Origin of the sequence: Kitasatospora sp. NRRL B-11411, assembly GCF_000721345.1 — a bacterium.
In the GTDB taxonomy this organism is placed as follows: domain Bacteria; phylum Actinomycetota; class Actinomycetes; order Streptomycetales; family Streptomycetaceae; genus Kitasatospora; species Kitasatospora cineracea.
In genome coordinates this window covers 1-25922 of sequence record NZ_JOGH01000063.1, presented here as the reverse complement: position 1 = coordinate 25922, position 25922 = coordinate 1, and the positions used below count along the sequence as shown (strand labels likewise).

Here is a 25922-nt window from a genome sequence, read left to right as displayed (position 1 = left end):
TAGGCTCGCGCCATGACGAGCAGCGCCCCCCGGATCGAGGCCACCGCCGACGTCGACCCGCGCGCCACCATCGGCCCCGGCAGCACCGTCTGGCACCTCGCCCAGGTCCGCGAGGACGCCGAGATCGGCGCCGAGTGCATCATCGGCCGCGGCGCGTACGTCGGCCCCGGCGTGAAGCTCGGCGACCGCGTCAAACTGCAGAACCACGCCCTGGTGTACGAGCCGGCGGTGCTGGAGGACGGCGTCTTCGTCGGCCCCGCCGCCGTCCTCACCAACGACCTCTACCCGCGCTCGGTCGACCCCGACGGCCGGCTCAAGCGCGGCGAGGACTGGCAGGCCCGCGGCGTCACGCTGCGCGAGGGCTGCTCCGTCGGCGGCCGGGCGGTCCTGGTGGCCGGCGTCACCGTGGGCCGCTGGGCGCTGATCGCGGCCGGCGCCGTGGTCCACCGGGACGTCCCCGACCACGCGCTGGTGGCGGGCGTCCCGGCCCGCCGGATCAAGTGGGTCGGCCGGGCCGGCGAGCCGCTCACCCCCATCGCCCCCGGCCGCTGGCGCTGCCCGCGCACCGGTGAGACCTACACCGAGACGGCCCCGGAGACGCTGGTCCTGGACGCCTGAGAGCCGGGCCCCGAGCCGCTACTTCGCCTTCGCCGCGCAGACGTTGGTGTCGTCGGCCTGCACCCGCTGGATGTCCTTGGGCGCCTCGGTCGGCGGCGCCGTCGCCGCGCCGCCGCCCGCCCCGGTGAAGTCCTTGCCGAGCACGACGACCACGCCGTCCTTCGCGCCGAGCCGGCTGCCGGGCTGCACCGCCGTCGCGGGCAGGCCGAGGGCCGCGGCGACGGCCTGCGCCTCGTCCTCGTGCCCGGCCGGGTAGGTGACCGCGCTGGTCGCCGCCGCGTCCGCGTTGTTGCCCGCGACGGCCAGCGCGAAGCCCTTGCCCTGGAGGGCGGTGGCGGCCTTGCCGGCCTGGCCGGAGGCGCCGCTGCCGTTGCGGACGGTGACCTTGACGCCGGCCGCGTCGACCTGGGGCGCGGCGGGTGCGGAGGAGGCCGGCGCGGAGGGCGCGGCCGGGGCGGTCTCCTGCTGCGGGACGTCGGTCAGCGAGCGGTCCGCGGCGATCATGGCGAACAGCTGCTGGGCGTCGTTCGGCTTGAGGGCCAGCCGGTTGTTGTCCACCGGGTCGTCGATCACCGGCACCGTGGTGAAGGTGATGTTCTTGGTGTCGATCCGGGAGATGTCGAGCGCCAGGTCCTTCAGCTTGTTGACGCTGCCGATCCCGTCGTCGACGGTCAGCGCCTTGGTGGCGGCGTCGGCCAGGTCCCACAGCTTGCCGGGGTTGGTCAGGGTGTCGCTGCTCTTCATCTTGCGGATCATCGAGGAGATGAACTGCTGCTGCAGCGGGATCCGGGTCAGGTCGCCGCCGAGGCCCACCGCGTGCCGGGTGCGGACGAAGGCCAGCGCCTCCTCGCCCTGCACCACGTGCCGGCCCGCGGTCATCTTCAGGTGCGAGTACGGGTCGTTGATGTCGGTCGAGGCGCACACCTCGACACCGCCCACGGCGGTCGAAAGGGTCTTCACCGCTTCGAAGTTGACCATCATGAAGTGGTTGATCCGGACGCCGGTCAGCTTCTCGACGGTCTTCCAGGTGCAGCCGGGGTCGCGGCCGTCCTGGCCCAGGCTGGTGTTGAACATCGCCCGCGCCTCGCCGGGGATGTTCTTGTCGCCGGCCTTGCAGTCCGGGACGGGCACCATCAGGTCGCGCGGGATGGACAGCACCGTCGCGTTGGAGCGGTCCTTGGAGATGTGGAACAGCAGCGTGGTGTCCGCGTGCCCGGCCGAGCCCTCGTCGCCGTACTCGCGGCCGAGGCCGACCCGGCTGTCGGTGCCGATCACCAGGATGTTCAGCGCGTCGGTCGCCTGCGGGCGCTCCGACTCCTCGCCGACCTCGACCTTCACCGAGGAGATGTTGTTGTTGAAGTGCTGGTAGACGTAGTACGCGCCGCCGCAGCCCGCGACCAGCACCAGGCCCAGCGAACCCGCGGTCCACTTCAGCACCCGCCGCCCGCGCGAGGAGCGGCCCTTGCGCCGCGCCGCCCGTCCGCCGGGCACCGCCGTCGCGCCCCGGGCCCGCCGACCGCCGTCGCCCGCCGCCGCTGCGGAGTCCGCCGCCGGAGTCCGCCGGGCGCCCTGCGGGCGCGGCACGGCACTGCGGGAACGCGCGGCGGGAGCGGGACGAGCGGCCGGAGCGGGACGGCCCGCGTCCAGGTCGAGCCGGAACTCGCCGGTCTCCGGATCGAGCACCCACTGGTCGGCGGGGTCGACGCCCGGCGTGGTCGAGTCCGCCGAGTCGCCCCGGTTCCGGTGTCCGCTGTTCATCCCGGACACCCTAGACGAGCCTGACCGCGAAACCGTCCGCGATGTGATACCCGTCACCCGACGAAACGGCGGAAAACGGCGGCGGCGCGCCCCGTCCGGCCGGTTCCGCCGGACGGGAGCGCGCCGTCGCCGCACTCCACTGCCATCGCCCCAGGACTACCCGCCCCGGCGGGCCGGGCCCGTCACCCGAGACGCAGAGTCACCCGTTCGGAGTCGATCCGGCTCTGCCACTGATCCTCCGTCAACTGCCCGGAGTTGCGGCACAGGACGACCGACGCGCCCGCCGCCAGCGGCGCCAGCAGGCCTGCCTCCAGGCCCGTCCAGTCGTCGAAGGACAGCGTCGAGAGAACGCGGCTCCCGCTGTCCAGGCCCAGCCGGGCGGCGCCCTCCCGGGCCAGCGCCACCGCCTGCTCGCCGGTCAGCTTCAGCGGCAGCCCGTCCACCACCGTCTCCAGCGCCACCGCCTGCGGGTCCACCGGCGAGTACGGGGCGAACCGGTCGCCCTGCCCGGGCACCTCCGCCGCGTAGTCCAGGAACCCGTCCGGCCGCTGCGGGAACCGGCCGCCCAGCGGGCGCAGCGCCAGCGCCACCCGCTCGCCCGGGCACTCCTGCGCGGCCGCCAGCCCGTCCGGCCCGGAGACCACCAGCTCGGTGTCCTTCGGCTCTCCCTGCGGCACCGCGACCACGCCCACCGACCAGCAGGCCAGCAGCCACACGGCGCTCTGCCAGTGGGCCGGCAGCAGCAGCGCCGCCCGGTCGTCCGGCGAGGCGTTCAACTCGTCCTGCAGCAGGTTGGCCGTCTTGGCCACCCAGTTGTCGAACGTCTTCGCCGACAACTCCACCCGTTCCCCGGTCGAGTCGTCGTAGAAGGTCACCAACGGGCGGGACGGGTCGGCAGCGGACCCCGGGCGCAGGAAGGCCTGCAGCAGCTCGGCGGGGGTACGGGCGTCGGCAGCGAAAGGCGCAGTCATGGTGCACCCCAGCCTACGTCCTGCCCCCCGCCGGACGGGAGGGTGCCCGGCCCGCCGGAGGGCCGCGTCGCGTTACGCTCGCCCCTGCCCGCACCCGGCCCCCGCGGCCCCCGCCCCGAACCCCGAGGACGTACCGATGCCCGCCCAGACCCGGCAGTGGCGGCCCGGCTACCCCCTCGACCTCGGCCGCACCCTCTTCCCGCTCCAGCGCGGCAGCGGCGACCCGGCCTTCCGCCGCACCCCCGACGGCGCGGTCTGGCGCACCTCCCGCACCCCGGACGGCCCCGGCACCCTGCGCATCCTCCAGCGCACCGGCGAGATCGACGCCACCGGCTGGGGCCCCGGCGGCGGCTGGCTGCTCGAACGGCTCCCCGCGCTGCTCGGCGCCGAGGACGACCCGGCCGGGCTCGCGCTCCCGCCCGGACCGCTGCGCGAGGCCCAACGCTCCTGCCCCGGGCTCCGGTTGACCCGCACCGGGTTGGTGATGGAGTCCCTCGTCCCGGCGATCCTGGAGCAGAAGGTCACCACCATGGAGGCCTACCGCGCCTGGCGCACCCTGCTGCACGACCACGGCACCCCGGCCCCCGGCCCCGCCGCCGACCTCGGCATGCGGACCGCCCCCTCCGCCCGCGACTGGACCCTCGTCCCCAGCTGGGCCTGGCACCGGGCCGGCGTCGACCCCAAGCGCTCCGCGACCGTGCTGCGCGCCGTCCGCCTCGCCGCCCGCCTCGAACAGGCCGCGGCGATGCCCCCCGCGGAGGCCTTCGCCCGCCTCACCGCCGTCCCCGGCGTCGGCCCGTGGACCGCCGCCGAGACCCTGCAGCGCAGCAACGGCGACGCCGACGCGGTATCCGTCGGCGACTTCCACCTCCCCAACACCGTCGGCTGGGCCCTGGCCGGCCGCCCCCGCAGCGACGACGCCCAGATGCTCGCCCTCCTGGAGCCCTACCGCCCGCACCGCCACCGCCTCTGCCGCCTGCTCCCCCTCACCGGAGCCCGCCCCCCGAAGTACGGCCCCCGCCTCACCCCCAACGACCACCGCGGACGGTAGCGATCAAGGGGCCCGGGGAACGGCGGGTCTATGCCGCTGCCGGTCGGAGCCCGTCGGAAGGCCCGTGCTGCTGAGGGCCTTTCACCGGCAGCGCCCCGACCTCACCGCACCGTCAAGAACCCCTCCACCCCACGCTCCTGACGCTCCCGCGGCTCCTCCGCCGCCCGCCCCACCGCGACCGCCCCCATCGGGTCCCACCCCGCCGGAAGCCCGAGCACCTCCCGGACGGTGTCGCGGCAGAACATCGTCGACGACACCCACGCCGAGCCGTAGCCCTCGCCGGCCAGGGTGACCAGCAGGTTCTGCACGGCGGCCCCGACCGCCACCACGAACATCTCCCGCTCGGCCGCGGCCCGCCGCCCGTCGGGGTAGTCGTGGGAGCCGTCCATCACCAGGCACGGGACGATCAAGTACGGTGCGCCGCGCAGCACTTCGCCGCGGGCGGTGCGCCGGGCGATCCGCTCCTCGCTCCAGCCGTCGAGCTCCCGCAGGTCCCGCTGCCAGGCGCCGAGCATGGCGTCCAGCAGCGCGGTGCGGGCCTGCTCGGTCTCCAGCAGGACGAACCGCCAGGGCGTGGTGTGGTGCGGGGCGGGCGCGGTGACCGCGGCGGCCACGGCCCGCCGCACCGCGCCGCCGTCGACCGGCTCGTCGGTGAAGGCGCGCACCGTGCGCCGCAGGGTGACCGCCTCGCGGACGGCCTCCGAGGTGCCGAGGCGGAACATGTCCTGCCCGGCGGAGCGGACGAGCCGGCGCGCGCCCTCCCCGTCCTCCTCGGTGACCAGCCCGGCCAGGCCGCGGACGACCGCCACCGGGGTGCCGGTGGCCTTGCCCTTGACCAGGTCGGCGGCGGCGGCGAGTTCGTCGGCGGTGGCGGTGACGGTGAGCCGCAGCTCGTTGCCGTGGCTGTCGACCCGGCCGCGGTGGTCCTCCAGCACGGGCAGCCCGGCGGCGCCGATGGCGACGTCGGTGAGCCCGCTGCGCCAGGGCCGGCCGAAGGTGTCGGTGATCAGCACGGCCAGCCGCCGCCCGGTCAACTCCTGCAGCCGGGAGCGCAGTTGCCGGGCCGAGGCGTCGGGGTCGACCGGCAGCAGCAGGATCGTCCCGGGCGGGGTGTTGGAGGCGTCGACGCCGGCCGCGGCCATCACCAGGCCGTTGCGGTTCTCGACGATCCGGGACCGGCCGCGGCGGGCCACCACCCGGACGGTCTCGGCGTCGATCGCGGCCTCCCGGTCGTCGGCGCGCACCAGCCGCCCCTCGGCCTTGGAGACCACCTTGGAGGTGACCACCACGACGTCGCCGTCCGCGAAGTCGCCCGCCTTGGCGATCAGTTCGGCGAGGTCGTCGCCGGCCGCGACCTCCGGCAGCCCGCGCACCGGCAGGACGTGCAGCCCCGCGCTCCCGCTCACGCGGCGACCTCCGCGGCCAGCGCCAGCGCGGCGCGCGCCATCTCGGCGGTGGCCTCGACGGAGCTCATCAGCAGCGGGACGGCCCGGCAGGCGATCCCGGCGGTGGCCACCTCGTCGACCGCGGCGGCGTCGGCGGTGTCCACCAGCCAGCCGTCCAGCAGCCCGCCGTCGCGGCGCGCGCCGTAGTGCCGGGCGACGGCCGCCGCGGTGGTCTCCACGCCGACGGCGGCCAGCACCTTGTCGGCCATGCCGCGCACGGGGGCGCCGCCGACGATGGGGGAGAGGCCGACCACCGGGGCGCTCGCGGCGGCGACCGCCTCCCGGATGCCGGGCACGGCCAGGATGGTGCCGATCGAGACCACCGGGTTGGACGGCGGCAGCAGGACCAGGTCGGCCTCGGCGATCGCCTCCAGCACGCCGGGCGCGGGCTTCGCGTCCTCGGCGCCGACCGCGACGATCGCCTCGGCCTCGACGGCGGCGTGCAGCCGCACCCAGTACTCCTGGAAGTGCACCACCCGCGGCCCGTCCGCGTCGGTGATCCGGACGTGCGTCTCGACCCGGTCGTCGCTCATCGGCAGCAGCCGCACGCCGGGCTGCCAGCGGTCGCACAGCGCCTCGGTGACGGCGGACAGCGGGTACCCGGCGGCGAGCATCCGGGTGCGGACGATGTGGGTGGCGAAGTCCCGGTCGCCGAGCCCGAACCACTCGGGCCCGACGCCGTAGGCCTTCAGCTCCTCCTTGATCGACCAGGTCTCGCCGGCCCGGCCCCAGCCCTGCTCCTCGTGGATGCCGCCGCCGAGGGTGTACATCACGGTGTCCAGGTCGGGACAGACCTTCAGGCCGTGGAGGTGGATGTCGTCCCCGGTGTTCCCGATCACGGTGATCCGGTCCTCGGGGGTGAGGGCCGCCCGCAGTCCGCGCAGGAACCTGGCCCCGCCGATCCCGCCCGCCAACGCAGTGATTCGCATGGCTTCATCCTGCCAGCGCGTCAGTGCACCCGGTGACGCTCCGGGGCCGTGGCGGTGGCCGGGTACTGGTTCATCTCGACCAGGCCGGGCGTGTAGAGGTGGACGGAAACCGCGGGCTCCAGCGAGGCGTTGACCATCTCGTGCAGGTATCCCGGGGAGAACACCCGCAGTCCGCCGGCGGCCAGGGCGCGCGAGCCCTCGCCGCCGGCCGTCAACGAGCGCTCGGAGAGTTCGCCCCGGACGACGGTCATCACGCCGGAGGAGCGGCCGTGGTCGTGGAAGCCGCTGGACTGGCCGGGCAGCCAGCTCAGCAGCCACACCTCGTAGCCGGGGCCGGTCTCCAGCCGGGCGTACCAGCGGGTCAGCGCGTCGTAGCGGACCAGCGGCTCCCAGCGGGCCCGGTCGGCGGCGATCTCCCGGACCAGCCGGGCGTAGCCGCCGAGCGTGGTGGGGTGCGCGGGCAGGTCGGTGCGGGCCAGGTGCGGGAAGGCCAGCGGGTCGCCCGCGATGGACAGGTCGCTCAGGCCGTCGGTCCAGCGGGGCGCGGCGGGGGCGGGCAGGCGCTTGCGGTCGCGGTTGCGCTTGCGGGGGCGGGGCATTCGCACGGTGACGTCCTCGGGTTCGGCTGCGGGTGTGGATCAGCCGGGGCCGCGAGGACGTTCAGGGGGGACTGTCGCGCGGTCGGCCTCTGTTCCGGGGCGGCGCGCGGTGGGACGCGGGCGCCTAGATACAGCGGAGACAGCGGCGACAACACGAGGAGTTCACGGCAGCGCCGAGGAGCGCCTGGCGGCGCCGGTCGGCGGAGGTGGCCGGGAACTCTGACATGCGGGCAAGCAGACCGCAACCGACCCTCCAGTGTCAAGGCGGTCCGACGGACATTCGGGTCACATCGGCCCTGAACCACCGGATGGGGTGATAAGCGCTCATTAAGGTTTCGAAGTGAAAAACCCCGGGAAGGGACGCCCTGAGATCGCCCCGGACCGCCCCGGTCGGGAGCGGCAGTGCGGCCTGATGGCTGGTCAGGAACCAGGCGTGATGTCCGGGTTGTCCGGATATGTACACTATTCGTAGTGGCTTGGTTCCGGGGAGTGAATCCTCGGCCCAATACCAGAGCTCGGCTTGACTGGGCCAGAGTGACGCAACTGTAATTTCTCTCGTGTCGTTCCGCCGCACCGGCAACGGCAACACCACGGGGACGCCAAGAGGGGCAGAGGAGGCGCGCCAGTATGAGCGAGCTCTTTGAGCTGTTGATCGGTGAGGGCATCGAGGAAGACGAAGAGGAACTCGGCTGGCAGGAGCGCGCGTTGTGCGCCCAGACCGACCCGGAGTCCTTCTTCCCCGAGAAGGGCGGCTCCACCCGGGAGGCCAAGAAGGTCTGCCTGGCGTGCGAGGTCCGGGCCGAGTGCCTGGAGTACGCCCTCGCCAACGACGAGCGGTTCGGCATCTGGGGCGGCCTGTCCGAGCGCGAACGCCGCCGGCTCAAGAAGAGCGCGGTCTGAACCCCCGTCCGCACCAGGACCAGTAGCGGCGCCCCATCGCACCGGTGGGGCGCTTTCGCGTTCCCGGGCCGCCACCGCCGCGGGCCGCCGCGCCGGGCCCCCCGCGGTCGCCGGCCGCCGCGCCGGGTGCTGCCGCGGCCGCGTTCGCGCCGCCGGACCCGTTACCCGCTGCACCGTCTTTTCACACCCGCCGGGGACGATCGCGCCACCCGGAGCCGTTAGTGTGGTGCGTCATCTGCCGTCAAACCCGAACCGGTGGTCCGCGCACCCGATGACTGTCTACAGCCACCAGAGCGGCTTCTCCGCTGCCAGGCCGCCCGCCTACCCGCGCCACTTGGTCACCGCCGTGATCGTCTCGCACGACGGCGCCCGCTGGCTGCCGCAGGCGCTGGCCGGACTGCTCGGCCAGGACCGCCAGGTCCAGCGGATCCTCGCGGTGGACACCGGCTCCACCGACAACTCGCCCCAACTGCTCGCCGACACCCTCGGCGACTGGCTCCCCGACAGCGGCCCGCAGGTCCTCGGCCGCCGGGTCGGCTTCGGCCGCGCCGTCGGCGAGGCCGTCTTCAACAGCCCCCCGCTGCGCCCCGAGGACCTCTCCTACAGCCTCGACCCGTCCGGCTACGACCCGGTCACCGGCGGCTGGGACGACTTCGGCGACCCGCTCGGCGGCGAGGACGACTTCGGCCGCGGCGGACCGCGCGAGACCCAGCCGGTCGAGTGGCTCTGGCTGCTGCACGACGACTGCGAACCGCAGACCGACGCCCTGCGCCGGCTGCTCCAGGTCGCCGACTCCACCCCGACCGCCGCCGTGGTCGGCCCCAAGCTCCGCTCCTGGTACGACCGCAGGCAACTGCTCGAAGTCGGCGTGACGATCGCCCGCTCCGGCCGCCGCTGGACCGGCCTCGACCGCCGCGAGCAGGACCAGGGCCAGCACGACCAGGTCCGCCCGGTGCTCGCCGTCTCCACCGCCGGCATGCTGGTGCGCCGCGACGTGTTCGAGGAACTCGGCGGCTTCGACAAGGCGTTGCCGCTGATGCGCGACGACACCGACTTCTGCTGGCGGGTCAACGCGGCCGGCCACCGGGTCGTGGTCGCCCCCGACGCGGTCCTCCGGCACGCCGAGGCCGCCAGCCGCGAACGCCGCAGCATCGACTGCGCCCCCGCCCACCCGCACCGGGTCGACAAGGCCGGCGCCGTCTACACCCTGCTCGCCAACTCCAAGGGCCTGCTCTTCCCGTACACCCTGCTCCGGCTGGTCGTCGGCACCCTGCTCCGGGTGCTGGTCAACCTGGTCGGCAAGGACCCCCGGCAGGCCTACGACGAGATCGCCGGCCTCGGCCACGAACTGCTGCGCCTGCCCCGGCTGATGGCCTCCCGGGCCCGCCGCCGCAAGACCCGCTCGGTCGACTCGCTGGACGACCGCACGCTGTTCCCCGCCCCCGGCGCCACCGTCCGGCTGGCCGTCGAGAACGTCGTCTCCTCGCTCGGCATCGGCGGCACCGACGACACCGGCGGCCGGCACGGCTCGGTCGAGTCCGGCCCCGGCGACGAGGACGCCGACGACCTGGTGGTCGAACAGTTCGCCCTGCTCAAGAAGTTGGTGCGGCGCCCGGCCCCGGTGCTGTTCGCCGCCCTGCTGCTGTTCGCGCTCGCCGCCTGCCGCAACCTGATCGGCTCCGGCTACCTCCAGGGCGGCGCCCTGCTGCCCGCCGCGGACGGCGCGGCCGGCCTGTGGGACGCGTACGCCGCGCCCTGGCACGCCGTCGGCACCGGCTCCACCGCCACCGCCCCGCCCTACCTCGCGGTGCTGTCGATCCTCTCCTGGGCGCTGTTCGACCACGCCGACCTCGCGCTCACCCTGCTCGTGGTGCTCTCCGTCCCGCTCGCCGCGGTCAGCGCCTACCTGGTCTCCCGCCCGCTGATCGCCTCCAAGGCCGTCCGCGCCTGGGCCAGCGCCACCTACGCGCTGCTGCCCGCCGCCACCGGCGCGCTCGCCCAGGGCCGGATCGGCACCGCCGTGCTCGCCGTGCTGCTGCCCCCGCTGGCCCGCGCCGCCGCGATCACCGCCGGCCTCGGCATCCGCAAGGAGACCGCCGCCAAGGGCGCCCGCCCCGGCTGGCGGTCCGCCTGGATGACGGTGCTGATGCTCACCGTCTGCACCGCCTTCGTCCCGCTCACCTGGGCCATCGCCGTCCCGCTCTGCCTGGCCGCGCTGGCCCACGCGGTGCTCCGCGGCGGCGCGTTCGGCTCCGGCGTCCAGGCGGTGCGGCTGCTCGGCCTGCGCGTCCTGGTGATCCTCGGCGTGCCGGTCCTGGTGCTCGCCCCCTGGTCGCTCCAGGTGCTCACGAACCCCTCCCGGCTGCTGCTGGAGGCCGGCGTCCCCGGCTTCAACGGACCGGCCGCCGACCCGCTCGGCCTGGTCCTGGTCAACCCCGGCGGCGCCGGCACGCCCCCCGTCTGGCTCTCCGCCGGCGTGGTGCTGGCCGCCCTCGCCGCGCTGCTGCGCGCCGACCGCCGCCGCGCCGTGCTGGCCGCCTGGGGCGCCGCCGCCGCCGGGCTGCTGTTCTCGGTCGCGGTGGCCGGCACCGCCGTCACCCCCGCCTCCGGCGGCCCCGAGACCGCCGCCTGGGCCGGTCCCGCCACCCTGCTGGCCGGCGTCGCGCTGCTGGCCGCCGCCGCGATCGGCGCCGACGGCGCCAACACCCGGGTCTCCGGCATCGCCTTCGGCTGGCGCCAGCCGGTCGCCGCGCTGGTGCTGGCCGCCGCCGTGCTCGCCCCGGTCGGCACCGCCGTCTGGTGGGCCCTCACCGGGGCCGACGGCCCGCTGCGGCGCGGCACCGACGCGCAGGTCCCGGCGTTCATCGCGGAGTCCGGCAACACCACCGACCGCTCCCGCACCCTGGTGGTCACCGGCGACGCCGACGGCGCCGCCGTCCGGTACGCGCTGGTGCGCGGCGCCGGCCTGACCACCGGCCAGGCCGAGGGCACCGTGGACGCCGCCGACGACGGGCAGCTCTCCCCGCTCACCGCCAAGCTGCTGGCCGGCTCCGGCGGCGACCTGGCCCGCACCCTGGCCGGGTACGGCATCAGCTACGTCGAGGTGAAGGACCCGGTGATCGCCAAGGTCCGCGACGTCCTGGACACCACGCCCGGCATCGTCCGGCTCAGCCTCGACAACGGCACCGGCCTGTGGCAGATCACCAGCGTCCCCGGCACCCGGGCGCAGATCACCAGCCCCGGCACCGTCCCGCTGGTGGTCCCGGCCGGCCGGCACGACATCTGGACCACCGTCCCGCCCGGCCCGGCCGGCCGCCAGCTGCGGCTCGCCGAGCAGGCCGACGGCGACTGGCAGGCCACCCTGAACGGCAAGGCCCTGACGCCCGTCACCGTCGACGGCTGGGCCCAGGGCTTCACCCTCCCCGCCGAGGGCGGCCGGCTCGACGTCACCCGCGCCGGCAGCGTCGCCCACACCGCCTGGTCCTGGGGCCGGCTCGCGCTCGGCGCGGTCGTGCTGGTCCTGGCCCTGCCCGGACGCCGCAACACCAACGACGACGACATCCCCGAGGACGTCGTCGCCGCCCAGGCGCTGGCCGCCCAGGCCCAGGCCCAGGCGCCCGCCCCCGGCAGCCGCCGGGCCCGCCGGATGGCCGAACGCGGCGAGGGCGAGGACCCGCAGGCCGAACCCGGCGTCTACGCCCCCGGCGTCCCCGCCCAGCAGACCGCCGAGCCCGACCCGGAGCCCTACCGGCCCGACCCCGAGCCGTTCGCCGACCCGTACCAGGCCGACCCCTACCAGGCGGACCCGTACCAGGCCGACCCGTACCAGCAGCAGGGCTACCAGTCCGACGGCTACGGCTACGACTACACCCAGCAGCAGCCGGTCGGCGCGCCCCCGCAGGGCGACGGCTACGACCCGTACGGCCAGCAGCCGGCCTACGGCTACGACACCCCGCCCGCCCAGGGCTGGACCGACCCGTACGCCGCCGGCTACCCGCAGCAGGACGGGCAGCAGCAGACCTGGCTGCCCGAACAGCAGCAGCCCACCACCTACTACGACCCCAACGACCCCTACGGCGGCGGCCACCCGCAGCAGCCCGGGACGGGGAGCTGACCCGCGATGAAGAAGCCCACCCTGAAGGCGCCCAAGCTCAAGGCCCCCGGCCTGAGCGCCGTGGCCGGCGGCAGCCGCACCGGCCAGTCCCTGCTGGCCGGCGTGGCCGTGCTCGGCCTGGTGTTCGGCATCGCCGAACTGCGCGCCCCGGCCGGCCCCGCCGCGGCCGCCGGCCGGCGCACCACCGCGCAGGTCGAGCGCTCCGCGCTGGTCTGCCCGCCGCCGATGCAGGGCGTCACCGGCTCCACCTCCCTCACCCTGTTCAGCCCCGAGGGCGGCACCGGCAGCACCGGCACCGGCCTGCTCGCCGACACCACCCCCGACAACGTGATCGCCGCGCAGAACCCCGCGCAGCCCGCCGCCGCCGGGGCCTCGGCCGCCCCGTCCGGCCCGGCCGCGACCCCGGCCGGGCAGCCCTCCGGCAGCCCGGGCGCCGCCGCCGTCCCCGTGGTGGACGCCCGGATCTCGCTGGCCAAGCCCGGCGTCCCGGTCACCGGCCCCGCCGCCAACACCGACACCGCCCCCGGCAGCTTCGCGGTCGCCACCGGCAACCTGGCCCCCGGCTTCACCGCCACCCAGGTCACCACCTCCGAGCAGAGCGGCCCCAGCCTGTCCGGCGCCGACTGCATCCCCTCCGGCACCAGCTTCTGGTTCTCCGGCGCGAGCACCGCCGCCAACCGGGTCGACTACGTCACCCTGGTCAACGCCGACAGCCTGCCCGCCGTCGTCGACCTGCGGATGTACGGCGACAAGGGCCAGATCGACAACGAGCTCGCCACCGGCATCGCCATCGCCCCCGGCAAGTACGAGACGATGAGCCTCAGCAGCCTCACCAAGGGCCCGGTCGACAACCTCGCCCTGCACGTGGTCACCCGCAGCGGCCGGATCGGCGCGGGCGTGCACGCCGTCGACACCGGCAAGGGCACCGACTGGCTGGAGCCCTCCGCCGACCCCAGCCCCTCCGTGGTCGTCCCGGGCATCCCCGACGACGTCACCACCGCCCACCTGGTGGTCGCCACCGACTCCGCCGACGACGCCGACCTCAAGGTCCAACTCTCCGGCAAGAACGGCTGGTTCACGCCCGCGGGCCACGAGACCGTGCACGTCAAGGCGGGCATGACCGCCGCCCTCGACTTCCAGTTCACCGAGCAGACCCGGGAGGGCGCGAGCGCGATCCGGCTCACCCCCTCCAGCGAGGGCCACCCCACCCCGATCGTGGCCGGCCTGCGGGTCGACCGGGAGAACAAGGGCAAGACCGAGTCCGCCTGGCTGGCCGGCGGCAACCCGATCGGCGCCCGCGCCTCCGTCGCTGACAACCGGGCCGGCCAGACCAAGCTGATCCTCACCGCCGTCGACAGCGACGCCAAGGTCAAGGTCAGCAGCTCGGCCGGCGCCGCCGGCGGCACCCCCGCGAGCAAGGACGTCGACGTCCCGGCCGGCACCACCGTCACCGTCGACGGCATCGACCCCGCCGACGCCAACGGCCCCTACGCGCTCACCCTCCGGACCGTCAGCGGCGGCCCCGTGCTGGCCACCCGCCAGCTCAGCGCCGTCACCAAGGACGTCCCCACCTTCACCACCCAGCAGTTCCGCGACGACCACGCCACCGTCGAGGTCCCGCACGTCGTCGGCGACCCCGGCGTGGTCCTCACCAACCGCTGAGCCGCCCCCGGCAGCACGCCCCCGGTACGGTGCTACTCCTCGCCGTACCGGGGGTCGATCGCGTCCGGCGACAGCCCCAGCAGCTCGGCGACCTGCTCGATCAGGATCTCGTGCACCAGCGCCGCCCGGTCCTCCTTGGACTTGGCGCGGATCTCCACCGGCCGCCGGTAGACCAGGATCCGGCTGCGCCGCCCCGGCGCGCCGCCGACCACCCGGCCGAGCGGGACGGCGTCCGGCTCGGGCTCGCCCTTGGCCGGCAGCGGGACCTCCAGGACGGCGAACTCCACGTCCTCCAGCTGGGGCCAGCGCCGCACCAGGCGCTCCATGGACTCCCGGACGTAGTCGTCGAAGAGCTCGGAGCGGGTCAGCGAGATGGGCACCTGCGGCGGGGCCAGCGGCCCGCGCATGCCGCGGCCGTGCCGGTCGCGGTGCTTGCGGCGGCCGGAACCGGGCGGGGACGGGGGTGTCGAGCTGTCCATAGCAGTGTCGAGCGTAGTCCCTGGATGCCCGGAAGTGGACCACTCCAGCACGGCGCGTAACGGCGAGCTGACACGCGAGCCGGGGGCGGGTCTTCGCGGGCCGGTCCGACTTGCGGTACCGTCCACCCTCGTGAGCTCTGTACGTCGTTGTTCGCGCACTGCGTGCGGCCGCCCGGCCGTGGCGACGCTGACGTACGTCTACGCGGACTCCACCGCGGTGCTCGGCCCGCTGGCGACCTACGCGGAACCGCACTGCTACGACCTGTGTGCCGAGCATGCCGAGCGCCTGACCGCCCCGCGCGGCTGGGACGTGGTCCGGCTGGCCGGCGACACCGGCCCGCTGCGGCGCAGCAGCGACGACCTGGAGGCACTGGCCAACGCGGTGCGCGAGGCGGCCCGCCCGCAGGAGCGCACGCCGCGTCAGGGCCCGCCCCCGGAGGGCGAGTCCGGCCGCCGCGGCCACCTGCGGGTGCTGCGCTCCCCGGAGAGCTGAGCGAGGGCACCGCCGAGCGGCCACCGGCGCCCGGTACGCTGCCCCTCTGCGGTCCGGACCGGCCTCCGCCGTCCCTCCGCGGCACGTCGCAGCACACACACGGGAGCATTCTGGTGCGGGACCTCAAGCAGCTTGTGAAGGCGTACGACGTCCGGGGCGTCGTGCCGGACCAGTGGGACGAGTCGCTGGCGTACGCCTTCGGTGCGGCCTTCGTCGAGGTGGTCGGCGGCAGCGCGGTGGTCGTCGGCCACGACATGCGCCCCTCCTCGCCGTCGCTGTCCCGCGCCTTTGCCGAGGGCGCGGCCTCCCGCGGCGCCGACGTGGTGGAGATCGGGCTGTGCTCCACCGACCAGCTGTACTACGCCAGCGGCAGCCTGGACCTGCCCGGCGCGATGTTCACCGCCTCGCACAACCCGGCCCAGTACAACGGCATCAAGCTGTGCCGCGCGGGCGCCGCCCCGGTCGGCCAGGACACCGGGCTGTCGGACATCCGGGAGCTGGTCGAGTCCTGGCTGGACGAGGACGGCAAGGTGCACGTCCCGGCCGCCGCGCCCGCCGCCGTGGGCACCCTCTCCGCCAAGGAGACCCTGGGCGGCTACGCCGACCACCTGCGCAAGCTGGTCGACCTGACCGCGATCCGCCCGCTCAAGGTCGCGGTGGACGCGGGCAACGGCATGGGCGGCCACACCGTCCCCACCGTCTTCGACGGCCTGCCGCTGGACGTCGTCCCGATGTACTTCGAGCTGGACGGCACCTTCCCCAACCACGAGGCCAACCCGCTGGACCCGGCCAACCTGGTCGACCTGCAGGCCAAGGTCCGCGAGGTCGGCGCCGACCTCGGCCTGGCCTTCGACGGCGACGCCGACCGCTGCTTCGTCATCGACGAGAACGGCGACCCGGTCTCCCCGTCCGCGATCACCGCCCTGGTCGCCGAGCGCGAGATCGCCCGCGCCCAGGCCGCCGGCGAGGCCAACCCGACGATCATCCACAACCTGATCACCTCCTGGACGGTGCCCGAGGTGGTCCGCGACCTCGGCGGCGTCCCGGTCCGCACCCGGGTCGGCCACTCCTTCATCAAGCAGGAGATGGCGAACACCGACGCGGTCTTCGGCGGCGAGCACTCCGCGCACTACTACTTCCGCGACTTCTGGCGCGCCGACACCGGCATGCTGGCCGCGCTGCACGTGCTGGCCGCGCTCGGCGGGCAGGACGGCCCGCTGTCCGCGCTGACCGCAAAGTACGAGCGGTACGCCGCCTCCGGCGAGATCAACTCCACCGTCGCCGACCAGGCCGCCGCCACCGAGAAGGTCCGCGCCGCCTACGCCGGCCTGGAGGGCGTCACCACCGACGAGCTCGACGGCCTCACCGTGGCCGGCCCGGACTGGTGGTTCAACCTGCGCGCCTCCAACACCGAGCCGCTGCTGCGCCTGAACGCCGAGGCCAAGGACCCGGCGAAGATGGCCGAGCTGCGCGACGGCGTGCTGGCGATCGTCCGCGGCTGACCGCCCCGGAGTCAGCCCGCCGCTGACTTTTCGCGTGCCCCGGCCGGTAGGGTTGCCACCGGCCGGGGTACTGCTGTGTCACCGGCTTCCCGTACCGCCGTCTTCCCGAGCCCCGGAGTCCGACCGCCATGAGCCTGCCGTCCTTCCTGCTGGAGATCCTGGTCTGCCCGGAGTGCCGCTCCCCGCTCGACGAGGAGACCGAGGGCGAGGTGCACGAGCTGCGCTGCACCGGCGAGGGCTGCGGCCTGGTCTACCCGGTGCGCGACGGCATCCCGGTCCTGCTGGTGGACGAGGCCCGCCGCCCGTCCTGACCCCTGCCCCGCCAGTCGCTGGAGGCCAGCCGCCATGTTCGACGACTCCCTGCTGGACGACCGGGCCGCCGTGCAGCGCGCCGACCGCCGGCGCGAACTGCTGGCCCTGGCCGGAGCGGGCGCCCGGATCCGGATCGCGCTGCGTCGGGCCGACGCGGCCGGCGTCAACGCGCTGAACCCGGACGGGCGGCCGCGCGCGGTGCTGGTGGCCGGCCACGGCGCCGCGCTGACCGCGGCCGGCACGCTGGCCGCACTGGCCGTGCCCAGCTGCCAGGTCTGGCCGCTGCCGCCGTCCGACGCCCGCCCCGGCGGGTTCGCCTTCACCGACGGCGGGACGTGGCAACTGCCCGGCTGGGCCGGGTCGTTGGACCTGATCGTGGTGGCCAGCGAGAACGGCCGCGAGGGCGGCCTGATCAACCTGGCCGAGCAGGCGTACACCCGCGGCTGCGCGATCGCGGTGATCGCCCCCGAGGGCTCCGAACTGTTCGAGGCGGCGCTCCAGGTGCGCGCCCTGCCGCTGCCGTTCGAACCGAGCACGGTGGAGCCGGAGGGCTCCGACGCCGAACCCGACCTCCCGGCCGAGGACCCGGCCGCGCTCTGGGCCTTCCTGGCCCCGCTGCTCACCCTGGCCGACCGGATCGGCGCCGCCCAGCTCGCCCCCGGCGCGCTGGAGGCCGCCGCCGACCGCCTCGACGAGGTCGCGGTGCGCTGCCGCCCCGATGCCCAGTCGTACGACAACCCGGCGAAGACGCTGGCCGCCCGGCTCGCCGAGACCGTCCCGCTGCTGTGGTCCGAGGGCGCCCCGGCCGCCGCCGCGGGGGAGCGGTTCGCCGCCGCGCTGGCCGACCGGGCCGGCCTGCCCGCGCTGGCCGCCCGCCTCCCGCAGGCGCTGACCGCGCACCGCGGCATGTTCGCCGGCCGGCTCGGCGGCGGGACCGACCCCGACGACTTCTTCCGCGACCGGGTCGACGAGCCGGTGCCGCTCCAGCTCCAGGTCCTGATGCTCCGCCACACCCCGGGCGTGGCCGAACTCGAGCAGCCCGGCTGGCCGGTGGCCCGGGCCCGCCGGCTGGCCGCCGCCCACGAGGTGCGGATCACCGAGCACGCCTCCAGCCTGGAGGACCCGGTGCAGGCACTGGCCGAGCTGATCGGCCTGACCGACTTCGCCGCCGTGTACCTGGGCCTGGCCACCCGGGGCTGACACGGTATCGTCCCTTCGTCAACCAAGGCCCGGCAAAGCCCGGGCCCACGCGGAGGGACACGGGGTTGAGTACCGAAGGCGGCACCAAGGCACTGGTCGCGGCACTGTCCGCGAACCTGGGGATCGCGGTCAGCAAGTTCGTGGCGTTCGCGTTCTCGGGGTCGTCCTCGATGCTCGCCGAGGGCGTGCACTCGATCGCCGACTCCGGCAACCAGGTGCTGCTGCTGGTCGGCGGCAAGCGCTCGAAGCGCGCCGCCACCGAGGAGCACCCGTTCGGCTACGGCCGCGAGCGGTACGTGTACGGGTTCCTGGTCTCCATCGTGCTGTTCAGCATCGGCGGCATGTTCGCCATCTACGAGGGCTACGAGAAGATCGCCCACCCGCACGAGCTGGAGAACTGGTACTGGCCGGTCGGCGTGCTGGTCTTCGCCATCCTGCTGGAGGGCTACTCCTTCCTCACCGCCTACAAGGAGGCGTCGAAGGACAAGGGCCAGCACGGCTGGTCCGCGTACATCCGCCGGGCCAAGGCCCCCGAGCTGCCGGTGGTGCTGCTGGAGGACTCCGGCGCGCTGGTCGGCCTGGTGCTGGCGCTGCTCGGCGTCGGCCTGAGCGCCGCCACCGGCGACGCGGTCTGGGACGGCATCGGCACCCTGTGCATCGGCGTGCTGCTGGTGGTCATCGCGCTGGTGCTGGCGCTGGAGACCAAGTCGCTGCTGATCGGCGAGTCCGCCGACGCCGACGTGGTGGCGAAGATCCGGGCCGCGCTGGTCGACCACGACACCGTCACCTCGGTGATCCACATGCGCACCCTGCACGTCGGCCCCGAGGAACTGCTGGTCGCCGCCAAGATCGGCGTCAACGCCGAGGACAGCGCCGCGGTGATCGCCGAGGCGATCGACCACGCCGAGGTCCGAGTCCGCAAGGCCGTGCCGATCGCCCGCGCGATCTACCTGGAGCCCGACATCTACTCCGAGGAGAAGGCCCTGGCGGGCCCCGACGCCGACGCCACTCCCGGCGGACCGGGCCCGAACGCCCACTGAGCCGCGCCCGTTCGGTGTAGATTCGTCGGCAGTGCCAAACGTCGCTGCTGATGGCGGTCGATCGGAGCCCGGCTCCGGTCGAGGGAGAGAGGTCCTCCGACGGATTGTGCCGCAGCAGAGGGCCGCCCACCGCGCCCTCTGCTGCTCAGCACACCCGTAACCAGGCCCATCCCGCGAGGAGTTCGCATGTCGAACCAGCCCACCGGCGACTTCAAGGTCGCCGACCTCTCCCTGGCCCCGTTCGGCCGCAAGGAGATCCAGCTCGCCGAGCACGAGATGCCCGGCCTGATGTCGATCCGCGCCGAGTACGCCGCCAGCCAGCCGCTCGCGGGCGCCCGGATCACCGGCTCGCTGCACATGACCGTGCAGACCGCCGTCCTGATCGAGACCCTCACGGCGCTCGGCGCCGAGGTCCGCTGGTGCTCCTGCAACATCTTCTCCACCCAGGACCACGCCGCCGCCGCCATCGCGGTCGGCCCCAACGGCACCCCCGAGGACCCGCAGGGCGTCCCGGTCTTCGCCTGGAAGGGCGAGACCCTGGAGGAGTACTGGTGGTGCACCGAGCAGGCGCTCACCTGGCCCGACGGCCAGACCCCCAACATGATCCTGGACGACGGCGGTGACGCCACCCTGCTGATCCACAAGGGCGTCGAGTTCGAGAAGGCCGGCGCCGCGCCGTCCCCCGACACCGCGGACAACGACGAGTTCCGGATCATTCTGGAGCTCCTCAACCGCACCCTGGTCGAGACCCCGCAGAAGTGGACCGAGGTCGCCGCCACCATCAAGGGCGTCACCGAGGAGACCACCACCGGCGTCCACCGCCTGTACGAGATGCACCGCGACGGCAAGCTGCTGTTCCCGGCCATCAACGTCAACGACGCCGTCACCAAGTCGAAGTTCGACAACAAGTACGGCTGCCGCCACTCCCTGATCGACGGCATCAACCGCGCCACCGACGTCCTGATCGGCGGCAAGGTCGCCGTCGTCTGCGGCTACGGCGACGTCGGCAAGGGCTGCGCCGAGTCGCTCCGCGGCCAGGGCGCCCGGGTCATCATCACCGAGATCGACCCGATCTGCGCCCTGCAGGCCGCCATGGACGGCTACCAGGTCACCACCCTCGAGGACGTGGTGGGGATCGCCGACATCTTCGTCACCACCACCGGCAACAAGGACATCATCCTGGCCTCCCACATGGAGCGGATGAAGCACCAGGCCATCGTCGGCAACATCGGCCACTTCGACAACGAGATCGACATGGCCGGCCTCGCCAAGCTCCCCGGCGTGGTCCGGACCGAGGTCAAGCCGCAGGTCCACGAGTGGCGCAAGGCCGACGGCAAGACCATCATCGTGCTCTCCGAGGGCCGCCTGCTCAACCTCGGCAACGCGACCGGCCACCCCTCGTTCGTGATGTCCAACTCCTTCGCGAACCAGACCATCGCGCAGATCGAGCTGTTCACCAAGACCGAGCAGTACCCGGTCGGCGTGTACGTCCTCCCCAAGCACCTGGACGAGAAGGTCGCCCGCCTCCACCTGGACGCGCTGGGCGTCAAGCTCACCACCCTCACCCAGGAGCAGGCCGACTACATCGGCGTCCCGGTCGAGGGCCCGTACAAGGCCGAGCAGTACCGCTACTGACACCCCCGTTCGAACGGCGGACGGCCGGTGCACCTCCGAGGTGCACCGGCCGTCCGCCGTTCCCGGGGCGGCAAGGTCCGAAAGGGCCTAGCGCATCGCCTCGGTGGCCCACCCCGAGGCGTCCTGGCCCAGCGCCCGGACCCGGTCCAGCAGGCCCTCCCGGCCGCCCACCGCCGAGAAGTCGACCGGCAGGGCGTACGTCGACAGGCAGACCCGCACGCTGTCCGCCGCCACCCGGCAGGTCCGCTTCGTGTCGCCGGGGTCCAGGTCCGTCGGCCTCGGGTACCCCTGCGGCTCCTCCGCGTCCGGAGTCGCCGTAATCGTGAGCGGCCCGCCCCCGGCGTCGACGAAGTTCAGCTCGGCGCTCCACCAGTCCAGGCTCCGCACGGTCTCCCGCGTGAACATCACCGACGTCCGCCGGAAGCCCTCCGGCAAGCCGGAGACCACCACCGGCAGCGGCACCGCGCGGTGGCCGACCACCACCGACTCCGCGATCCTCCGCAGCAGCCCGTCCTGCTCCGCCGGACCGAGGTACGTCCCCGTCAGCGACACCCAGCGACCGTCCGGGACCTGCCAGTACAGCGTCACCGTGTCCCCGAAACTCCCGCCGGAGACCGTCTCGGTGTACGCCCGGCCCCCGCCCACCGGTGCCGCGTCCGCCAGGACCGGTCGGTCCGCCTGCGTACGCGGAGGGTCCGGCAGCTGGCCCGCGGGCAGGACCTTCAGGTGCAGGTTCCACCGGAGGCCGTCGCCGCCCAGCGTCCTCGCGGACACCTCGCCGCCGGGGAAGTACTCCAGCCCGTCGATCTCCTCCGGCAGCCAGCCGAAGTCCGCCTCCGTGGTGAGCGTCTCCCCCCCGCCCGGCACCGCCGGCACCGTCAGCGGGGCGCCCAGCAGCTGCGGCAGCGGCGGCGCCGACCGGGTCGGCAGCGCCGGACCCGCCGGACGGGCCGACCCCCCGCCCTCCGGCAGCAGGGACAGCCCCGCGCCCGCCAGCACCGCCGCCGCCACCGCGGCCACCACCGTCAACCGGTGCCGCGCCCGCCGCGCCCGGCCCGTCCGCACCGCCAGCGCCGCGTCCACCGTGCTCGGCGGAGACTGCTCCACCAGCTCCGCCAGCCGCGTGCTCAGCCCCTCGTCCCCGTTCATCCCCTGATCCCTTCCGCCCGCAGTGACGAAGAACGCCGCAGCGACTCCAGCGCCCGCGAACTCTGACTCTTCACGTTGCCGCTGGAACACCCCAGCTCGGCCGCGGTCTGCTCGACCGTGAGATCGCAGTAGTAGCGCAGCACCACCGTCGCCCGCTGCCGCGGCGGCAGCGTCGCCAACGCCTCCCGCAGGTCCAGCGACACCGCCAGGTCGGGGCCCGGCGACGGCGCCCCCTCCGGCAGCCGCGCCGCCGTCCTGGTCCGCCGCCACTACGCCGTCCGCTGCTCCGCCAGGAAGGTGTTCACCAGCACCGTCCGCGCGTAGCCGTCCCGGTTCTCCGCCCGGCTCGCCCGGCCCCAGTGGGTGTACAGCTTGGTGATGCTCTCCTGCACCAGGTCGTCCGCCCGGTGCCAGTCCGCGCACAGCAGGTACGCGACCTTCCGCAACCAGACCGCCCTGGACGCCACGAACGCGGTGAACTCCTCGTCCCGCGTCGGCTCCGCCATCCCGGCGCCCTCCCTCTCCGTCACCGGCGGCACGGGTCGCGCCGCCGACCCCCTGATGCGACCGGCCCCCGAGAAGGTTGCACCACCGGTTACGTAGGCTTCCCCCCATGCCGAACGGCCGCTACTCCCTCCACGACCCGCACGACGGAACCCCGCTCGGCGAGGAGCGCTTCCAGTGCGCCCCCGGCCCCGCCGGCTGGCGCTACGTCGCCAAGCGCTACCGCCCCGACGGCACCGTCCAGGGCACCACCGACCTCACCCTGGACGCCCGCCACCGCCCGATCCGGCTCGAACTCCGCTCCGGCGGCTGGCAGGTCCGCGGCGGCGCGCTCGAAGGCGTCCACTGGGTCCGCGCCGACGCCGCCGGCGGCGGCGAAGCCACCGAGGGGGAGGACCGGGCGCACGCCTTCACCGGCGACTCCCCGGCCTTCCTGGTCGCCACCGCCCGGCTGCTCGCCCTCGACCCCGGCGCCAGTGCCCGGATCCGCCTGGTCTCCTTCACCGGCGACGCCCTCGCCCCCCGCACCCTCGACCAGGGCTGGCAGCTCCACTCCGTCCGGGACCACCCCACCGACAGCGGCCCGCTCCCGGTCGAGCACTACCGGGTCACCGACCTCGACACCGGCGAGGTCCGCGACCTCCACCTCACCGGGGACGTCCTGCTCGGCGCCCCCGGCATCGAACTCGAAGAACTCGACTCCCCGCCCAACCCGCGCCGCTGAGCCCCGGGCCCCGTTCCTCCGGCCCGCCGAACCGCTCAGGCCGGCGGCGCGAACCCGCCCGCCGAACCGGACTCGACCGGCGCCGGCGCAGACGCCGGCGGCACGGGCGGCGGCAGGACGGGCGACCCGGCCGGCGCCGCCGGTGCCGCGGGCTTCTCGAACGCCACCGGCTGCGCCGGAGCCTGCGGGTACCCGAGCTGCGGGCCCGGCTGCGCCGGCTCCGGGCCCGGCGCCTGCGGCGGCACCGGCATCGGCACCGGGGCCTGCTGGTACGGCACCCCGCCGCCGTACCCCGCCGGCACCCCGTACCCGGTCTGCGCCGCGTAGGCCGCCATCGCCGCGGCCGACGCCCGCTCCCACTCCCGGCGCTGCCGCTCCATCGACACCGCCCCCAGGTACACCAGCGACGGCAGCCCCGCCGGCACCGGCCACCCCGTCCGCTGCGCCAGGTCCGCGGCCAGCCGGTCGCCCAGCCCCGCCGCCACCGGCTGGTCCAACTCGTGCATCCGGCTCAGCACCTGGCGCGACGACAGCCACAGCCCGTCCGGCACCGCGGACAGGTCCAGCGCCACCAGGTCCGCGCCCAGCGCGTGCATCACCTGCGGCGGCACCGGCGGCACCGACCCCTGGTCCCGGGCGCTCTGCGGCAGCCGCTCCCGGACCACCATCGTCCCGCCGAAGATGTCGCCGAGCCGGCGCCCCTTCACCGAGATCAGCGCGGACAGCACCGCGGGCAGCGCGAACAGCCCGAAGTCGATCACCCCGACCAGCCCCCGCACCAGCGCGTGCCGGAACCGGATCGGACCGCCGTCCATCCGCACCACCCGCAGCCCCAGCGCGACCTTCCCCAGCGACCGCCCGTGCGACAGCGTCTCGACCAGCACCGGCAGCAGCACCGTGCAGAACACGAACACCGAGATCTCGAACGCCATCGCGGCGGCCATCTCCAGGTCGGAGAGCCCCAGCATCAGCCCCACGCTCAGGATGAAGTACGCCATCACGTACACCACCCAGTCCAGCAGCCGGGCCAGCGCCCGCGACGGCAGCTGCGCCGTCCGCAACCCCAGGACGACCGCCTCGCCGGTCACCAGCTCGCTCACGCCACCCACCCGCTCCGCTCCGCGGCCCGCCGGCGACCCCACGTCGCACGGTCCGACCCCTCGACCAACAGCGGCAAACATAAGGCCGGGCACCCCCCGCGGGTAACCCCGGTCCGACGCTTCCGGCGTCCCCCGGCACACCGCCCGCCCGCTCTGGCAAGCTAAGCCCCGCAACCAGCCCGGCCGCACACCGACCAGTGCCCGCGGCCCGCCCCACCGCGCCCCCGGAGAGAGCCGCCATGGACCTGGACGTCTTCGTCGCCGCCCACCAGGCCGAGTGGCACCGGCTGGAGGTCCTCAGCAGCCGCCGACGGCTCACCGGCGAGGAGTCCGACGAGCTGATCGCCCTCTACCAGCGCGCCACCAGCCACCTCGCCCAGGTCCAGGCAGCCGCCCCGCACCCCGGCGTCGAGGGTCGGCTCACCACCCTGGTCGTCCGAGGCCGCAACGCCGTCGCCGGCGCCCGCGCCTCCTCCTGGCGCGACGCCGCCCACTACTTCACCGCCGGCTTCCCCGCGATCCTCTACCGCACCCGCCGCTGGTGGCTCACCGTCGGCGCGGTCTCCTTCCTCCTCAGCGCCGTGGTCGCCTGGTGGACGGGCACCCACCCCGAGATGATCAAGTCCCTGCTCTCACCCGAGCAGTACGAGCAACTCACCAAGTCCGGCGGCGAGTTCGAGGCCTACTACACCGAACACCCCTCGGCGAACTTCGCCGCCCAGGTGTGGACCAACAACGCCTGGGTCGCCGCCCAGTGCCTGATCTCGGCCGTCCTGCTCGGCGTCCCGGTCCTGTACATCCTGCTGGTCAACGTCCTCAACCTGGGCAGCGGCATCGGCATCATGGCCTCCGCCGACCACCTCCAGCTCTTCCTCGGCCTGCTCATCCCGCACGGCCTGCTCGAAATCACCGCGATCTTCGTCGCCGGCGGCCTCAGCCTCCGCCTCGGCTGGACCGTCATCGACCCCGGCCCCCGCACCCGCACCGTCGCCCTCGCCGAAGAGGGCCGCGCGGTCATCGGCTCCGTCATCGGCCTCACCGTCGTCCTGATGGTCACCGGCTTCATCGAGGGCTTCATCACCGGCTCCGCCCTCCCCAGCTGGCTCCGCATCGGCATCGGCCTCACCGTCGAAGCCCTCTTCCTCCTCTACGCCCTGGTCCTCGGCAAGCACGCCGCCACCGCCGGCGAAACCGGCGACGTCGAAGCCGCCGACCGCACCGAGCACCAGCCGATGGTCGGCTGACCGCCCGCACCGCGCTCCGGGCTCCGCTCGGGGCCCGGCGGCACTGGCGGCCCTCGTGGCCCTTGCCGCTTCCGGTGACGCGCCGCTTGCTGCGGCGTGGCGTGGTCATGGACGGCCCGCCAAACCTGGTAGCCTGATGATCAACCCGGCGGGACCATTGACGTGGTTCCTATGGGCTAGTAGGTTTGAACGGTTGGGAGCGACTGGACATACAGTCCGCCCGAGCGTAGTGTCTACGACACCGCCGAAGCGAGGCAGCGCGTCCGAGAGGATGCTGGCCCGGTTCCGGCAAAACCCCGAAGCAGAGCAGTGCAGAGCTTTTGATAAGGTCTGCAGCGAAGTCGAAGGAATTCCCACTCCAGCGGGAATGGAAATCAGAGCGAAAAACCTCTGGTAAGCTGGAAACACGAAAGAACGAAGCGCCCGGAGGGTCCGCAGGAATGCGGTCCGAAGGAAGTGTCCGTTCCTTGAGAACTCAACAGCGTGCCAAAAG

The 25922-nt window shown here is 74.3% G+C and carries 23 protein-coding genes; 13 read left to right on the top strand and 10 right to left on the bottom strand.

From position 1 onward, the window contains the following. The first annotated feature begins 12 nt into the window (after window positions 1-12). Entirely contained in the window at window positions 13-618 is a 606-nt protein-coding gene (locus IH44_RS0124815) for an acyltransferase (RefSeq protein WP_030461926.1), read from the top strand. Between the two features lie 18 nt (window positions 619-636). On the opposite strand, the gene IH44_RS0124810 is transcribed toward IH44_RS0124815, so the two are convergent. Next, entirely contained in the window at window positions 637-2376 is a 1740-nt protein-coding gene (locus IH44_RS0124810) for an LCP family protein (protein WP_030461925.1), read from the bottom strand. A 182-nt stretch (window positions 2377-2558) separates the two neighbouring features. Then, on the bottom strand, window positions 2559-3347 hold the full coding sequence (locus IH44_RS0124805; protein WP_030461924.1) for a TIGR03089 family protein: 789 nt from the start codon (window positions 3345-3347) through the stop codon (window positions 2559-2561). Window positions 3348-3483: 136 nt separating this feature from the next. Between IH44_RS0124805 and IH44_RS0124800 the strand changes: the two genes are divergently transcribed. Further along, window positions 3484-4398 carry a DNA-3-methyladenine glycosylase gene (locus IH44_RS0124800; protein WP_035956277.1) on the top strand — a complete coding sequence of 305 codons (915 nt, stop codon included), beginning with the start codon at window positions 3484-3486 and terminating at the stop codon, window positions 4396-4398. 101 nt (window positions 4399-4499) lie between these two features. Here the strand turns inward: IH44_RS0124800 and IH44_RS0124795 are convergent, their stop codons facing one another. The 3 genes from IH44_RS0124795 to IH44_RS0124785 are packed head-to-tail and all read right to left on the bottom strand — an operon-like array spanning window position 4500 to window position 7371. Then, window positions 4500-5804, bottom strand: coding sequence for a coenzyme F420-0:L-glutamate ligase (locus IH44_RS0124795; RefSeq protein ID WP_030461922.1), 1305 nt, complete (start codon window positions 5802-5804; stop codon window positions 4500-4502). Next, complete coding sequence (cofD, locus tag IH44_RS0124790; protein WP_030461921.1) at window positions 5801-6772, bottom strand: 2-phospho-L-lactate transferase; 972 nt, start codon at window positions 6770-6772, stop codon at window positions 5801-5803. The genes IH44_RS0124795 and cofD overlap by 4 nt, the downstream gene beginning before the upstream one ends. A gap of 20 nt (window positions 6773-6792) precedes the next feature. Then, a complete protein-coding gene (locus IH44_RS0124785) occupies window positions 6793-7371 on the bottom strand; it encodes a cysteine dioxygenase family protein (RefSeq protein WP_081967093.1) in 579 nt (192 codons plus the stop codon). 627 nt (window positions 7372-7998) lie between these two features. On the opposite strand from IH44_RS0124785, the gene IH44_RS0124780 reads away from it, so the two are divergent. The 3 genes from IH44_RS0124780 (at window position 7999) to IH44_RS0124770 (ending at window position 14047) form a co-directional block, all read left to right on the top strand. Then, window positions 7999-8271: a WhiB family transcriptional regulator gene (locus IH44_RS0124780; RefSeq protein WP_014136066.1), complete on the top strand. Its 273-nt coding sequence runs from the start codon at window positions 7999-8001 to the stop codon at window positions 8269-8271. A gap of 271 nt (window positions 8272-8542) precedes the next feature. Continuing rightward, window positions 8543-12385 carry a glycosyltransferase gene (locus tag IH44_RS49460; RefSeq protein ID WP_030461919.1) on the top strand — a complete coding sequence of 1281 codons (3843 nt, stop codon included), beginning with the start codon at window positions 8543-8545 and terminating at the stop codon, window positions 12383-12385. A gap of 6 nt (window positions 12386-12391) precedes the next feature. Beyond that, on the top strand, window positions 12392-14047 hold the full coding sequence (locus IH44_RS0124770) for a DUF5719 family protein (protein WP_051817279.1): 1656 nt from the start codon (window positions 12392-12394) through the stop codon (window positions 14045-14047). 32 nt (window positions 14048-14079) lie between these two features. Here IH44_RS0124770 and IH44_RS0124765 read toward each other — a convergent pair whose 3' ends face one another. After that, window positions 14080-14526 carry a metallopeptidase family protein gene (locus IH44_RS0124765; RefSeq protein ID WP_030461917.1) on the bottom strand — a complete coding sequence of 149 codons (447 nt, stop codon included), beginning with the start codon at window positions 14524-14526 and terminating at the stop codon, window positions 14080-14082. 67 nt (window positions 14527-14593) lie between these two features. Here IH44_RS0124765 and IH44_RS0124760 point away from each other — a divergent pair, with 67 nt between their 5' ends. From IH44_RS0124760 to ahcY, 6 genes are all read left to right on the top strand, one after another. After that, window positions 14594-15019, top strand: a complete 426-nt coding sequence (locus IH44_RS0124760; protein WP_081967094.1) for a DUF3499 domain-containing protein — start codon at window positions 14594-14596, stop codon at window positions 15017-15019. A 110-nt stretch (window positions 15020-15129) separates the two neighbouring features. Further along, window positions 15130-16521, top strand: coding sequence for a phosphomannomutase/phosphoglucomutase (locus IH44_RS0124755; protein ID WP_035956282.1), 1392 nt, complete (start codon window positions 15130-15132; stop codon window positions 16519-16521). Window positions 16522-16649: 128 nt separating this feature from the next. Continuing rightward, complete coding sequence (locus IH44_RS0124750) at window positions 16650-16832, top strand: Trm112 family protein (RefSeq protein WP_030461914.1); 183 nt, start codon at window positions 16650-16652, stop codon at window positions 16830-16832. Window positions 16833-16866: 34 nt separating this feature from the next. Next, window positions 16867-18033, top strand: coding sequence for an SIS domain-containing protein (locus IH44_RS0124745; protein WP_030461913.1), 1167 nt, complete (start codon window positions 16867-16869; stop codon window positions 18031-18033). Between the two features lie 65 nt (window positions 18034-18098). Further along, on the top strand, window positions 18099-19073 hold the full coding sequence (locus IH44_RS0124740) for a cation diffusion facilitator family transporter (protein ID WP_030461912.1): 975 nt from the start codon (window positions 18099-18101) through the stop codon (window positions 19071-19073). A gap of 186 nt (window positions 19074-19259) precedes the next feature. Further along, the gene (ahcY, locus tag IH44_RS0124735) at window positions 19260-20708 is read left to right on the top strand and encodes an adenosylhomocysteinase (RefSeq protein WP_030461911.1); all 1449 of its coding nucleotides are present in this window, start codon (window positions 19260-19262) and stop codon (window positions 20706-20708) included. 87 nt (window positions 20709-20795) lie between these two features. Here the strand turns inward: ahcY and IH44_RS0124730 are convergent, their stop codons facing one another. The 3 genes from IH44_RS0124730 to IH44_RS48345 form a co-directional block, all read right to left on the bottom strand. Next, window positions 20796-21857 carry a hypothetical protein gene (locus tag IH44_RS0124730; RefSeq protein ID WP_030461910.1) on the bottom strand — a complete coding sequence of 354 codons (1062 nt, stop codon included), beginning with the start codon at window positions 21855-21857 and terminating at the stop codon, window positions 20796-20798. After that, a complete protein-coding gene (locus IH44_RS48350) occupies window positions 21854-22060 on the bottom strand; it encodes a sigma-70 family RNA polymerase sigma factor (RefSeq protein WP_232795073.1) in 207 nt (68 codons plus the stop codon). Before IH44_RS48350 ends, IH44_RS0124730 begins: the two co-directional genes overlap by 4 nt. 66 nt (window positions 22061-22126) lie before the next feature. After that, entirely contained in the window at window positions 22127-22363 is a 237-nt protein-coding gene (locus tag IH44_RS48345; RefSeq protein ID WP_232795072.1) for a sigma factor, read from the bottom strand. Between the two features lie 107 nt (window positions 22364-22470). On the opposite strand from IH44_RS48345, the gene IH44_RS0124720 reads away from it, so the two are divergent. Beyond that, window positions 22471-23085: a hypothetical protein gene (locus IH44_RS0124720; protein ID WP_030461909.1), complete on the top strand. Its 615-nt coding sequence runs from the start codon at window positions 22471-22473 to the stop codon at window positions 23083-23085. Window positions 23086-23120: 35 nt separating this feature from the next. Here the strand turns inward: IH44_RS0124720 and IH44_RS0124715 are convergent, their stop codons facing one another. Further along, the gene (locus IH44_RS0124715; RefSeq protein ID WP_030461908.1) at window positions 23121-24185 is read right to left on the bottom strand and encodes an RDD family protein; all 1065 of its coding nucleotides are present in this window, start codon (window positions 24183-24185) and stop codon (window positions 23121-23123) included. Window positions 24186-24424: 239 nt separating this feature from the next. On the opposite strand from IH44_RS0124715, the gene IH44_RS0124710 reads away from it, so the two are divergent. Next, a complete protein-coding gene (locus IH44_RS0124710) occupies window positions 24425-25429 on the top strand; it encodes a stage II sporulation protein M (RefSeq protein WP_030461907.1) in 1005 nt (334 codons plus the stop codon). The last annotated feature ends 493 nt before the right edge of the window (window positions 25430-25922 follow it).